The organism is Sinobaca sp. H24, assembly GCF_023845525.1.
Window position 1 is genome coordinate 1 of the sequence record NZ_JALBWT010000061.1, and the last position, 13,053, is coordinate 13,053.

General features: G+C 47.3%; 13 protein-coding genes and 1 pseudogene. All 14 read right to left on the reverse strand.

The window, feature by feature from the left end; all coding sequences use genetic code 11:
- Nucleotides 1-62 precede the first annotated feature (62 nt).
- Nucleotides 63-347 carry a hypothetical protein gene (locus MMY81_RS36110; protein WP_374563354.1) on the reverse strand — a complete coding sequence of 95 codons (285 nt, stop codon included), beginning with the start codon at nt 345-347 and terminating at the stop codon, nt 63-65.
- Between the two features lie 34 nt (nt 348-381).
- Complete coding sequence (locus tag MMY81_RS36115) at nt 382-654, reverse strand: helicase-related protein (RefSeq protein WP_374563357.1); 273 nt, start codon at nt 652-654, stop codon at nt 382-384.
- A gap of 174 nt (nt 655-828) precedes the next feature.
- Complete coding sequence (locus MMY81_RS36120; RefSeq protein ID WP_374563359.1) at nt 829-948, reverse strand: DEAD/DEAH box helicase; 120 nt, start codon at nt 946-948, stop codon at nt 829-831.
- A 17-nt stretch (nt 949-965) separates the two neighbouring features.
- A pseudogene (locus MMY81_RS36125) lies at nt 966-1,232 on the reverse strand (DEAD/DEAH box helicase).
- Between the two features lie 65 nt (nt 1,233-1,297).
- Nucleotides 1,298-2,548, reverse strand: coding sequence for a competence/damage-inducible protein A (locus MMY81_RS31975; protein WP_252316004.1), 1,251 nt, complete (start codon nt 2,546-2,548; stop codon nt 1,298-1,300).
- Nucleotides 2,549-2,568: 20 nt separating this feature from the next.
- On the reverse strand, nt 2,569-3,147 hold the full coding sequence (gene pgsA / locus MMY81_RS31980; protein ID WP_120192204.1) for a CDP-diacylglycerol--glycerol-3-phosphate 3-phosphatidyltransferase: 579 nt from the start codon (nt 3,145-3,147) through the stop codon (nt 2,569-2,571).
- 207 nt (nt 3,148-3,354) lie between these two features.
- Nucleotides 3,355-4,209 carry a helix-turn-helix domain-containing protein gene (locus MMY81_RS31985; protein ID WP_252313448.1) on the reverse strand — a complete coding sequence of 285 codons (855 nt, stop codon included), beginning with the start codon at nt 4,207-4,209 and terminating at the stop codon, nt 3,355-3,357.
- A gap of 17 nt (nt 4,210-4,226) precedes the next feature.
- Entirely contained in the window at nt 4,227-5,000 is a 774-nt protein-coding gene (locus MMY81_RS31990; protein WP_120192206.1) for a DUF3388 domain-containing protein, read from the reverse strand.
- A gap of 86 nt (nt 5,001-5,086) precedes the next feature.
- On the reverse strand, nt 5,087-5,821 hold the full coding sequence (gene ymfI / locus MMY81_RS31995) for an elongation factor P 5-aminopentanone reductase (protein WP_252316005.1): 735 nt from the start codon (nt 5,819-5,821) through the stop codon (nt 5,087-5,089).
- Nucleotides 5,814-7,103 (reverse strand): EF-P 5-aminopentanol modification-associated protein YfmH, encoded by a 1,290-nt coding sequence (yfmH, locus tag MMY81_RS32000; RefSeq protein ID WP_252313450.1) that lies wholly within the window; start codon nt 7,101-7,103, stop codon nt 5,814-5,816. Before yfmH ends, ymfI begins: the two co-directional genes overlap by 8 nt.
- Nucleotides 7,104-8,378, reverse strand: a complete 1,275-nt coding sequence (gene yfmF, locus MMY81_RS32005; protein WP_252313451.1) for an EF-P 5-aminopentanol modification-associated protein YfmF — start codon at nt 8,376-8,378, stop codon at nt 7,104-7,106. It abuts the gene before it with no gap.
- A gap of 18 nt (nt 8,379-8,396) precedes the next feature.
- Nucleotides 8,397-10,748, reverse strand: coding sequence for an FtsK/SpoIIIE family DNA translocase (locus MMY81_RS32010; RefSeq protein ID WP_252316006.1), 2,352 nt, complete (start codon nt 10,746-10,748; stop codon nt 8,397-8,399).
- 192 nt (nt 10,749-10,940) lie between these two features.
- Complete coding sequence (locus MMY81_RS32015; protein ID WP_252313452.1) at nt 10,941-12,608, reverse strand: ribonuclease J; 1,668 nt, start codon at nt 12,606-12,608, stop codon at nt 10,941-10,943.
- Nucleotides 12,609-12,825: 217 nt separating this feature from the next.
- Nucleotides 12,826-13,053: dihydrodipicolinate synthase family protein (locus tag MMY81_RS32020; protein ID WP_252316007.1), on the reverse strand; the 228-nt coding region annotated here is incomplete at its 5' end.

Consider the following 13,053-nt stretch of genomic DNA (forward strand, 5'->3'; position numbering starts at 1 on the left):
CGGTTTCCCCGAAGTTATACGCATCGTCATTTCCGCCGAGCGAGCCCGAAAATTCATTTTCATTAACGCACGGATAATATCTTTGGATCGGATTCTTTTAATAATTCATCGGTAAGGTCATCAAATAAATTCAGGTGCTCTTCTTCGCTGAACTGATCCGTAATCATTTTTTTCCACGATTCCTGCTGCTTTTCGACCACTTCTTCAATAGAAGGCACTTCACTGGAGGGAATAGTCATTTTGATTTCTGCTTCAATAGATCGAAGGTGCTTCATCTCCCTCGGGGTTACAATCGTAAGCGCCTGACCATTCTTACCGGCGCGTCCCGTCCGGCCGATACGATGCACATAGCTTTCCGGATCCTGGGAATATCATAGTTAATTACGTGGCTGACGTTCTGTACGTCGATCCGCGAGCTGCTACATCTGTTGCCACAAGAAATTCGATCGACGCATCACGGAATTTTTTCATGACCGCATCGCGCTGGGCCTGGTTTAAATCTCCGTGCAGGCCGTCCGCCAGGTATCCCCGCGCCTGCAGCGCTTCTGTTAGTTCCGCTACGCCTTTTTTTGTGCGGCAGAAAATTATTCCGAGCTCAGGGTCCTGGCTGTCGAGAATTCGGCACAAGGAATCCTGTTTATTCTTTTCCAGCACTTTTAATATACCTGGGCGATGAAGGAGCCGTTACTTCTCCTTTATTAATGGATACAACCTGCGGCTTTACCATGTATTTCTGGGAAAGCTTCTTAATAGCAGGAGGCATTGTGGCGGAGAAAAAGCAGGGTCTGCCTGTCTTTATTTACTCTTTTTAATATCGTCTCAATATCTTCAACAAAATCCCATATCGAGCATTTCGTCTGCTTCGTCAAGGACAACTGTTTTCACTTGATTCAGTTCAAGCGTGCCCCGGCGGAGGTGATCCTGGACACGGCCCGGTGTGCCTATCACAATCTGGACTCCTTCTTTTAAAGCCGGATCTGATGGCCGATCGACTGGCCGCCGTATATAGGCATCGTACGAACACCTACATGGCGGGACAGCTTTTGAATTTCTCCAGACACCTGGATAGCAAGCTCTCTTGTAGGGGTCAGAATAATAGCCTGAACGTGTTTTTCTGTCTTACGCTGTTAATAATCGGAATGCCAAAAAGCGGCTGTTTTTCCCGTGCCTGTCTGGGCCTGCCCGATTAAATCAATTTTTTCCAGAATTTTCGGGATGGCTTTTTCCTGAATAGGGAAGGTTCTTCAAATCCCATTTCTTTTACAGCCTGTTTTATTTCACTGCGAATTAAAAATCATCAAAAAACGTCATTATTTATCACCTTTTCTTTCCATAACAGTCGATAGCCGTGAAACACGGCAGAATGCCTGATTAATTTTCTGCTTCCTCTTAGTTCAAGCGGAAAGGCTTTTACTTCATTATCTACAGCCAGTCCGATCCAGACGGTACCCGGCGGATGCCCTTCAAGCGGATCCGGCCCGGCCACTCCTGTAAAACTTATACCTACATCAGCCTGCATGTAATCTTTAACGTTCACGGCCATTTCTTCAGCGCACTCCCGGCTTACCGTACCATAGGAAGCAATTGTTTCAGCTTTGACACCGAGCAGCTTCTCCTTGGCAGAAGCCGAATAGGCTACGGCTCCCCCCGCAAATACGGCTGAAGCACCCTCTATATCTATCGCTTTTTTGGCAAACCATCCGCCGGTCAGGCTTTCCGCCGCTGCAATGGTTTTGCCGGATTCTCTCAACCGGTCGAGCGTCAGCTCGATCAACGGCTTCTCCCCAACAGCATAACAGTACTCTCCGGCGCGTTCGAGAATCTGCTGTTCGGTCGCAGCGATCAGCGTATCAGCTTCCTCTGCTGTGGAAGCGGCCGCTGTTACGCGGATAATGACCTCTCCTTCTGAAGCAAGCGGTGCAATGGTTGGATTGGATTGAAATCCTATAATGTCTTTAAGTTTTGCTTCAAGCGTCGATTCTCCAATTTCCGTAAAGCGGAAAATTTTTGATTCGATCACTTTATTTTCCTTTCTGTTTTTCAGCAGATAAGGCTTTCCTTCTTTTTCAAACATCATTTTCATTTCATGAGGCGGTCCGGGAAGAAGCATATAATGCGTATCGTTCTGTTCAAATGCTACCCCGCAGGCAAGCCCGTTATGATTTTCCAGCACACAGCTGTCTTCTAAGTATAGAGCCTGACGCTTATTGGCCTCTGTCAGCGCCATTCCCCGCTCTTCAAAAAATTGCGTGAGACTTTTCATTGAAGGGGGATGCTCTATTAATTTACGTCCTGCATGCTCTGCTGCCACATCTTTAGTAAGGTCATCTTCTGTCGGTCCCAGCCCTCCGGTCAGTACTACCAGATCCGCCCGCTTTTCAGCTTCGGTAATTGCTTCGTGAAGCCGTGCGGTATTATCTCCAATCACCGTATGCCTGAAAATGCTGATACCAAGAGCTGCCAGTTCTTTTGACAAATGCTGGCCGTTCGTGTTTGCTATTTGGCCTAGAAGCAGCTCTGATCCTACCGCGATTATTTCTGCATTCATAAAGACAGTCCTTCTTTCTGTTAGGTGGATTTCAGCATCACATGTCTGTTTTTCATAAAATAATCAACGCCGGAGACAATAGTCAGGATTACAGCAATCCACATCAGTCCCATGCCAAGCGGAAGTCCAATCAAACTAAACGGAAGGTTATGGAAAAGCAGCACGGTGATGGCCGCCATCTGAAAAACGGTTTTCCATTTGCCAAGTCCGCTTGCGGCAATGACATCCCCTTCGGCAGCCGCTACAAGCCGGATGCCGGTTACGGCAAACTCCCGGCTTAAAATCACGATCGCCATCCAGGAAGGCAGAAGCTGTAAATCAATTAATGCAAGCAGCGCAGCTGTAACAAGCAGCTTGTCTGCAAGCGGATCAAGAAATTTTCCGAAGCTTGTTATCAACTGGTGCTTCCTGGCAATATATCCATCAAGCCAGTCGGTGGCAGCGGCCACAATAAAAATAACACCGCCTATTACATGAGACACAGGGATACTGGACGTGCCGGATCCAATCATGCCAAACCAGGGAGGAATTAACATGAAAAACACAAACAGTGGAATTAATGCTATTCGTGCCAATGTAATTTTATTAGGAAGGTTCATCAGGCGCTTACCTCTCTTCTTTTTCTTTCTAAACAGCGCTCATCTAAAAAAATGATGTCAGTTGTTATTGTACCATAATTCCTCCACCCAGCGGCAGATGCGTATACATTTCCCGCTGGTCTGACGGGCTTTTTTCAGTTTTCGTTTAACCGGCAGATCGTATCTGTAAATAATGGATGAAAAAAAGCGCCGGAGCTGCGGCGCTTTTTACTCCATTCTTTCAAACACAATGTTCTGGTGAATAGAATCATTCGGCCATTCAAACGCTTCGCCGTTAATGGTTATTTCTACACCCGAGGTATTTCCAATATTCAAGAGAACATAATCCAGATCACTATAATCCAGAGTGACAGGGTCCATATCAGCGGTTCCATCATACTGGTCAATAATACTGCCGCTCTCATCCTTTGTATCGATATACGATTCACCGGTGAACGTCAGCTCCATTTCCAGCGTTTCCATACCAGAGACGTCAAATGTAGTTACCATGCCTTCACTTGATACTTCTTCCGGCTGGCTGCCGTTTTCTTCGTCTTCTTCTGCCGGAGCATCCTCTTCTTGTTCATTCTCCTGAGGAGCAGGCGGTTCTCCGGGATCTTCGTTTGATTCTACCTGCACTCCAGGATCGTCCCCGGGAGAGGAGGACTGGTCGCCGCTGTCGCTCAGACCCTGAATAGCCAGAAACAGCCCAAAACCGACAATTCCCAGAAACAAGATACCCGCAAATACAGGCAGAAGCGTTGGTCTGCCCTGGGACTTTCCGGACGCTTTCCTGCGGCGCTGAAGACGATCCATGCGGGATCTCCGCCTGTTTTCAGGATGATGGACTTCCGGAAGCTCTCCTCCGTACTGCTCTATTACCGCATCCGGATCGAGGCCGAGCGCTTCGGAATAGCTTTTTACAAAAGCTTTTGCATAAAAGGCGCCCGGAAGAGCTTCATACTGTCCGTTTTCAATGGCAAGCAGATAACGTTTTTGAATTTTCGTCGCTTCCTGGAGATAATCAAGGGACATGTTCTGATCCAACCGTTTGTTTCGCAGAAAAGCTCCTAATTCTGACATGCTGTACCACCTATCATTTAACTAATATCAAACGAAGAAAAGCCGGAATCCACTACGTCATACGTAATGACCTGGCTTTCATCATTGCGCAGTTCTATAATACAATCAAAATCCTGGATCGTGTAGTGGGACTCACGGATAAATATATCCGGGTGCTCGACTACTTTAACAGAGGGAAGCTTCATCACCTGGTCTACAAGATCCCTGTGCTTCTGGGGCGCCCGCATCATGCTGACGATGCCGTCAATAATATAAATATGCCCTTCTCCTTTTTCATCTTCCCCCAGATGGCTTCTTACCGTCTGGCGTAGAAGAGTGGACGATATAAATGTCCAGCGCTTGTTGGCGCATACGCTTGCTGCGACAAGCGATTCGGTCTTTCCGACACGAGGCATACCGCGGATACCAACTAAATAATGCCGGTCTTTTTTGAAAAGCTCGGCAATAAAATCAACGAGCAGGCCTAATTCATCCCGTACAAACCGAAACGTTTTTTTATCATCAGCATCCCGCTCAATATAGCGCCCATGCATAACGGCCAGCCGGTCGCGGAGCCTCGGTTCCCGGATTTTCCGAAGGGTAATGGTGTCAATCGTTTCCATAATGCTGCGAAGTCTTACGACCGAATCATCCTGCCGGCTGCGGATCAGCATGCCGCGGCGGCTGTTTTCCACACCATTGATCGTTACGATGTTAATAGAGAGCATACCGAGCAGGGAAGAAATGTCCCCGAGAAGGCCGGGTCTATTCTCATGAATTTCATACTCCATATACCATTCTTTGGGTTCCATTGTCTCCGCCTGCCTTTCTGTACTGAACTATATATAGATTGGTTACTGTTATTGTAACGTTTGTCTAAATACGGTACAAAGCTTTTTTATGAAAAGCCTCCGTCTATTTGCAGAATGTGGCCATTCATGTACGACGAGCTGCTCGAGAATAAAAAAGCGACGGCTTCTGCCACTTCATCAGGCCGGCCCATTCTCCCTGCCGGAATCTGCGCGACGAGATCTTCACGCTCTTCGCCGGTAAAAATAACGTTCATGGGAGTATCAATTACTCCGGGAGCTACTGCATTAACTTTCACGCCGCTCGGAGCAGCTTCTTTCGCAAGAGAACGAACAAATGCCTCCATTCCCCCTTTAGCAGCGGAATAAATTGTTTCCATGGCCGTCCCGCTGCTTGCCCAGATAGAAGAAATAAACACCATCGTTCCCTGTTTTTCCTGAATCATATAAGGAAGCAGCTTTTGGGACGTGAATACTGCCTGAATCAAATGGGAATGGAACTGGTTCATGATTTCTTCCGGCTCTGCATCCTGCAGGAGCCCGTACAAAGAAGCCCCTGCTGCGTAAACCAGACCGCTGACCGGGGAATGCACCTGCTGAAGCAAGGTTTCCGCTCCATTTTCTTTTGATAAATCGGCACGGACTACATATGCTTCCGCCCCATAGAAGCGGCACGCTTCGGCAAGTTCATCCATATGGTTTTCCGAAGCGCTGTGGCAGTGCAGAAACAATGAATGCCCTTCCCCGGCAAGTTTAACGGCAGCGGCGCTTCCGATCGCACCGCTTGCCCCGGTAACTAATACAAAAGGCTTTCTGCTACTCATTTTTCTTTTTTATGACTTGAGATACGGAGCGTTCCGGTCCGTGGAAGTGCTGCTTCCATAACTCCAGGCATTCCTCTGCCGTAATAGAGTCCAGCATAGCTGCTGTATCAAACATATCCATTCCCGCAAAGGCATAGCTCGTATACTGACTTGCCATAAATTCGAGACTGTTAAGCTGGCGCAGAAATGTACCAATGTTGCGGCGCTTAATACGCTCAAACATGTCTGAATCAAAAGCAGCCGGGTCTTTCGTTTCGAGCAGGCTTGTAATACGATTTTGCAGCTCGTCCGGCTGCGCTGTGTCCCCGCCGGCTACAAAAAAGGTGAACGAACGGTCTACCTGAAACTCACCGGAAAACGAGTCATCTATCAGACCTTCCTCGTACAAAGACTCGTAAAAGGTTGTGCCGGGGCCGATCAGCGTATCCATAAGCAGATCCATGGCAAGCTCATAACGCATTAAATCTTCGCCTGTTCTTTCTTGAAGCACTTTATAGCCGACGAGCACTTTTGGCGTATTAACGCTCATTTCCAGAACCTTCTTTTCAGATGCCGCTTCGGCCGGCTCTTCCGGAAGAATTCGTTTCAGCTCCGGTGCAGGAGGAAACTCCTTGCCTGCCTGGTTCTCTTTAATTAAAGCCATCAGCGCCTCCGGATCGGCGTCACCTGCAATGAACAGCGCCATATTGGATGGATGGTAAAACGTTTCATAACACGTATATAAATCTTCTTTCGTAATGTCGTAAATGGATTCTACCGTGCCGGCGATATCGATTTTTGCCGGATGCTCATGATACATGCCTCCAAGAAGCTGGAAAAAGGCAAGCCAGTCCGCCTGATCTTCGTACATGCGGATTTCCTGTTCAATAATGCCCTTTTCTTTTTCTACGCTGTCCTCTGTAAAATAAGGATGCTGTACAAAATCCAGCAGCGTGCTGATATTTTTTTCTGTCTGCGCGGTGCTTGAAAACAAGTAGGCCGTTTTCGTAAAGCTGGTAAACGCATTAGACGATGCCCCCTGTTTACCAAACGTCTGGAACACGTCCCCTTCTTCATCTTCAAACATTTTATGCTCCAGAAAATGAGCAATGCCGTCCGGTACTTTTACCGGCTCACTGCCTCCAATCGGCGTAAAATGATTGTCGATTGAGCCGTAGTTCGTCGTAAATGTGGCAAATGTTTTATGAAAGCCTTTCTTCGGCAGAATATACACCTGCAGGCCGTTATCGAGTACTTCGTAGTAAAGCTTTTCATCAATGGTGCTTTTTTCGAGCGTGTTCATTTATTGGTCCTCCTTCTCTCCGTGAAGAAAAAATACAGTATCTATTACAATATCTGCTGCGCAGTCGGCTACTTCTTCAAGCGTAACGGCTTGCACCTGGCTGATCCATTCATCCATGGATATCTGGCGTTCTCCGACAATGCCCTGATACAGCAGGTCAGCGGTGCCCTTTGCGGAATCGGCAGTTTCAAGCAGCTGATTGACGAGCATGCCTTTAGTCTGTTCTACTTCGTCTTCAGTAAAACGGCCGATTTTCATATCTTCAATCTGCTCTGTAATAATAGCGAGTGCTTTATCATACTGGGACGTTTCGATACCGGCCATAATTGTCACAAAGCCTTTTAGGCTGTCGTACCTGGATGCTGCATAATAAGCGAGGCTTTCTTTTTCCCTGACGTTTAAAAACAGCTTCGAATGAGGAAATCCGCCGAGCAGCGCATTGGCTACCTGCATGGCAGCAAACGAAGAATCTTTAAAATAGACCGGCACCCGGCAGCCAATATGCAGTTTACCCTGCTGAATATCATCGGTTTCTTTTATATGATTAGGAGTCTCCCTGACGGAATAATCGGTTCCTGCAGCTTTTTTAACGTGACGGTTTTCTTCAAATACGGAAAAGGCAGAAGCAGCTTTCGCGGCCTGGGTTTCTTCTACGTCCCCGATAATATACATATCCACTTTATCTTCTTTCAGCATGGATTCATATACTGTCATCAGGCGCTCGGCTGATACAGCCTCCAGACGTTCGAGCTCTCCCTGGGCCTGTAATCTATAAGGATCCTCCGGAAACATATGCTGGAGCATGCGGTTGTTGGCATAGCGGATTTTATCATCGTATACGGCTTCCATACGCTGCTGGAGGTTGCGTTTTTCCTCTGCAATAATTTTCTCAGAAAAGATGCCATTTTCCAGATAAGGGGACAGAACAGCTCCTTTTAGAAAAGCGAGTCCTTCTTCCAAAAGTGGTTCTGCATGTTCAATATACCGCTCGTTGGCAATATCGAGCCGGAAAGTCAGCAGATGATAGTCCCCTTTTTTGGCTACGTCCGTCGTAAAAACGGCCCCATATAAATAATCCAGGTGGGATCGGATGCTTTTTCGTGAAGGATAGTCGGCTGTTGCGCTTTTTAATACCTGGGAAAGCAGGGAACGTTCTGTTGCGGTTTCCGCCTCAAGCGGTGCAAGCATCTGCAGAAGAATCGTTGTCGTTTTGAATTTTTTTGTCGGAAGCAGATGGAGTGCGGCTCCCGTATTAATCTGTTCTTTCTCTACCATTGGCTTTGAGCCCCTTTCTTAATAGCGCGGTGCTTCTTCTTCGGCTGCCGGAGGGGCGGAGATCACATCTCTTGGTTTGCTCCCGCCGTAAGGTCCTACAATACCCCGTTCTTCCATGGCGTCAATCAGGCGTGCGGCTCTCGTATAGCCTACCCTGAACTTACGCTGCAGCATGGAAACAGAGGCGCTTTGTCTTTCTACAACAAAGGCGACCGCTTCGTCATATAAAGAATCATCTATTTCTTCTACTTGTTCTACCTTGTCATCAGGAATCATTTCTTCCTGGTAATTTGCTTTCTGCTGGGCAATTACGGAGGCGACGATCGCTTCAACTTCCCCGTCGGAAATAAATGCACCCTGAATACGGGTGGATTTGTTTGAGCCTACTGGAGAAAACAGCATATCCCCTTTTCCGAGAAGTTTCTCAGCGCCCCCGCTGTCAAGGATCGTACGGGAGTCGATCTGGCTCGTTACTCCAAACGCGATCCGCGATGGAATATTCGCTTTAATCACTCCTGTTATTACATTAACAGACGGGCGCTGGGTTGCGATAATCATATGAATCCCTGCAGCTCTTGCCATTTGTGCCAGTCTTGTAATCGCATCTTCTACGTCGCTTGAAGCGACCATCATTAAATCGGCCAGCTCATCCACAATCACAACAATGTAAGGCAGTTCCAACTGTTTTTCCGTATTTTTCTCATTTTCTTTCTTTACATACTGATTATAGCCCTCCATGTTTCGCGTACCTGTGTGGGAAAACAGATCATAGCGGCGTTCCATTTCGGCTACTACTTTTTTCAGTGCCTGTGCGGCACGTTTCGGCTCTGTTACCACCGGTGCCAGCAGATGGGGAATACCGTTATACACGTTAAGCTCTACCATTTTAGGGTCAATCATCATCAGCTTTACTTCGTGCGGCCTTGCTTTCATAAGAATACTCGTAATGATTCCATTAATACACACACTTTTTCCGCTTCCTGTAGCACCTGCTACGAGAAGATGCGGCATTTTATTCAGGGCAGCCAGCACTGGTTCTCCTGATATGTCACGGCCAAGAGCAACGGCAAGCGGATGATTGTCTTTTTTCATTCCGGTCTCCAGCACTTCACGGACCGTCACCATTGCCACTTCCTGATTCGGTATTTCAATGCCAACGGCTGACTTGCCTGGAATAGGTGCTTCGATACGGATATCACGAGCTGCCAGTGCCAGTGCCAGATCATCGGTTAAATTGACAATTCTGCTTACTTTCACTCCGGTATCCGGCTGTACTTCATACTTTGTTACGGCCGGTCCCAGGTGAACTTCGTTAACCTTTGCTTTCACTCCAAAGCTTAACAAAGTCTCTTCCAGTTTTCTTGCATTTGAACTCAGCATGCGTTTTTCTACATGCTGGGTATTCCGCTCCGGGGCGTTTAATAAATCAAGTGAAGGCAGTATATAATTTTTATTCTCTTCTTCCGCCGACGAGGCCAGTACAGCTTCCCCAATCACTTCAGCGTCCCCGCCTGTTTCAGCAGGCTTTTCTGCTGCTTTTTCCTTTACCGGCACGGCGGCTGGTTTTTCCGGCTCCTCCTGCTTTTCGTAGGCGTTTTCTGCAAAATTGTAAATAAGCGGGGTTTCCGGCTCCTGTTCCACCAGCTCCTGCTGTTCGTACTCCGGCTCTTTAGCTTTTGGTGTCTGCTTCTTTTTTGCAGGTTTTGGTTTTGGTTCAGCTTCGCGAGCCTGCTTTTTCTGCTCCCGCTGGTCTTTGGAAGCCTGGTATTTTTCACTCAGCACGGCCTGTGTCTTTTTTACAGCCGGTCCTGCTTTGGTTTTTGTCCCATTAGCCAGATCCTGTATCGTTACGCCGGTGATAATCATTAACGCCACGACAGCAAGCAGAACAGCAATTAGATAAGAGCCCGGCACCCCGAAAAGGGTGTATGTACCCGTATACAGCAGCGCTCCTGTCATGCCTCCTCCAATTGATGCATTGGCCGCTCCTGACGCCTGCTCTGTAAATGCATTCCACGTGACGGCCAGGCTGCTTTCCCCATTTCCTGCCCGGTTCATAAAAGAAATGTGGCTGAAAATCAGTACGGAGAGAGCGCCCAGCAGCACGCCTGCTCCAATACGTTTATTTATCCGCGGCCATTTCTTCTTGAAAATGAAAGCAGCTGCTACTGCCATTACAGCAAGGTTCAGTACGATATGAAAGTCCCCTGCAAAAAAGCGTAGAAAAGAAACGAGCAGCTCTCCTACCAGCCCGAATTGAAACAGCGCTGTTAAAGCAAGGGTAAGCAGAACCAGTCCCGTCCACTCTATTTTCATTTCGCTTTTTCGTTTTTTAGACCATTTTTTTGTTCGTTTACGTGTTTTTGCCACTTATTGTCCACCTCATTATCTGTTCTCACCTGTTGTTTTAAAACCATTCTATGTCCGGATATGCCTGTTGTTATTATAGCATATGCCTTTGCTGCTAAGACGCTGCGGCTTGTATTTTTTAGTTCTTCATATGCAAAGAGCCTGCTGGAGAATCATAGATTCCAATCAGCAGGGCTCTTCTTCTTTTTTAGATTAAACTTCCATAATAATAGGCAGAATCATAGGACGGCGCTTCGTTTTTTCATAAAGAAAACGGCTCAGCACGTCGCGGACGCTGCTTTTTAACGTAGACCATTCTTTTTCTTTTTCGGCAATGCATTTCTCGAGCGTAGCTGTTACTTTTTTATTGGCTTCTTCAAGCAGTTCCTCCGATTCGCGTACATACACGAACCCTCTGGAAATAATATCCGGACCGGAAGCAATCGTTCCCGTTTTCTTATGCAGGGTCACGACCACAACGAGAATTCCGTCTTCGGATAGAAGGCGTCTGTCGCGGAGAACGATGTTTCCGACATCTCCTACGCCGAGTCCGTCAATTAATACGTTGCCGGAGGATACTTTGCCGGCGCGGCGGGCTTTGCGTTTCGTAAATTCAACCACTTCGCCTTTATCGACTAAAAAGATATTTGCCGGATTAACGCCGGCTTTCTCAGCAAGTTCACCGTGGGCGGACTGCATCCGGTATTCCCCGTGAATCGGGATAAAATACTTTGGTTTAACAATATTAAGCATTGTCATTAATTCCTGCTGGCTGGCGTGCCCGGACGTATGGATGCTGTTTTTTCCGTAAACCACTTCCGCGCCTACTTGATAAATAGCATCAATTGTACGGCTGACGGTTTTTTCATGTCCCGGTATCGGATTGGCAGCAATAAGCACTTTGTCGCCTTCCTGAATGGAAAGCTGGCGGTTCGCCCCTTTCACAAGACGGGTCAGCGCAGACATCGGCTCTCCCTGGCTTCCGGCACACAATATGGTTATTTGATGAGGCGAATAGCTTTCCACCTCATTTGTCTCAATAAAGGTATCTTCATGATGCTGAAGGTAGCCGAGCTTGTGTGAAATTTCAATTGCTTTGAGCATACTGTGGCCCACTACCGCAATTTTACGTCCTTCTTTTTCTGATGCATTAATCACCTGCTGAATACGGTGAATATTGGATGCAAACGTTGTTACGACAATACGGCCTTTGGTTTCAATAAAGGCATCCATCATCTGCTCACCTGCTACCGCTTCAGAAGGAGTCGTTCCCGGTACTTCCGCGTTAATACTGTCGGAAAGCAGGCAGAGAACGCCTTTTTTGCCGTAATTGGTCAGTTTGCCGATTTCAGTAAGCTGGCCGTCTATCGGCGTCTGGTCGAATTTGAAATCCCCTGTATGCACGATCAGTCCCTGCGGAGTGTCGATGCATACGCCGATGGAATCCGGCAGGCTGTGCGTCGTTCTGAAAAAGCTCACAGGCAGGCTGCCGATTGTCAGACGGGATTTAGGATCAAACGTGCGCAGATCCGATTTTTTACGGAGTCCGTTTTCTTTAATATGATCTTCCACAATCGCAATCGTAAGCTTTGTGCCGTAAACCGGCGCGTTAATCTTACGAAGAATGTAGGGAAGCGCTCCTATGTGATCTTCGTGTCCGTGTGTCACGATGATACCGCGGATTTTTTCTTTATTCTGCACGAGGTACGAGATGTCCGGAATAACGATGTCTACGCCGAGCATATCATCTTCCGGGAACATCAACCCCGCTTCAATAATGAGAATATCTTCTTCTGTTTCCACAACATACATATTTTTACCAATTTCGCCTACGCCGCCCAAGGCAAAAATACGAATGCTGTCTGTATTTTGATTTGACAATGTGTTTCCTCCTATATAGTCTATATTCTTCTGTAGTAGTGTGATCGTAGCAGTCATCTATTTTCTTTGCATACCCGGTCCAGCACTTGATTGTAGTATAACGCAATTAGAAATAAGAATACAAGGTTCTTTGCTATCGGAAAAGGGGCCGGGTTGTCTTTTCCATATGTAATCAGGCCTTTTCATCCTGTCATTGTGCAAATAAAAAGCCCGGCCGTCAGGCCAGGCTGAACCACTGTTCCAGCTGCTTAATTTCCGCGTCCGTCAGCGGCAGCATCGGCAGTCTTGTATCGCGCGATATAATTCCCTGCTGCTCGAGCATCGCTTTAACCGGCGACGGATTTGGAGCAATAAAGCATGCTTTCATTTTAGGAAGCAGCGACCGGTGGATAGCCGATGCATGCTCCACAGACCCTTCAGAGAAGGCCTGAACCATTTCTCTAAG

What these genes read in the sequence shown, in the direction of transcription:
- MMY81_RS31975 (WP_252316004.1), bottom strand. Translation starts at nt 2,548, where the DNA reads ATGAATGCAGAAATAATCGCGGTAGGATCAGAGCTGCTTCTAGGCCAA.
- pgsA (WP_120192204.1), bottom strand. Translation starts at nt 3,147, where the DNA reads ATGAACCTTCCTAATAAAATTACATTGGCACGAATAGCATTAATTCCA.
- MMY81_RS31985 (WP_252313448.1), bottom strand. Translation starts at nt 4,209, where the DNA reads ATGTCAGAATTAGGAGCTTTTCTGCGAAACAAACGGTTGGATCAGAAC.
- MMY81_RS31990 (WP_120192206.1), bottom strand. Translation starts at nt 5,000, where the DNA reads ATGGAACCCAAAGAATGGTATATGGAGTATGAAATTCATGAGAATAGA.
- ymfI (WP_252316005.1), bottom strand. Translation starts at nt 5,821, where the DNA reads ATGAGTAGCAGAAAGCCTTTTGTATTAGTTACCGGGGCAAGCGGTGCG.
- yfmH (WP_252313450.1), bottom strand. Translation starts at nt 7,103, where the DNA reads ATGAACACGCTCGAAAAAAGCACCATTGATGAAAAGCTTTACTACGAA.
- yfmF (WP_252313451.1), bottom strand. Translation starts at nt 8,378, where the DNA reads ATGGTAGAGAAAGAACAGATTAATACGGGAGCCGCACTCCATCTGCTT.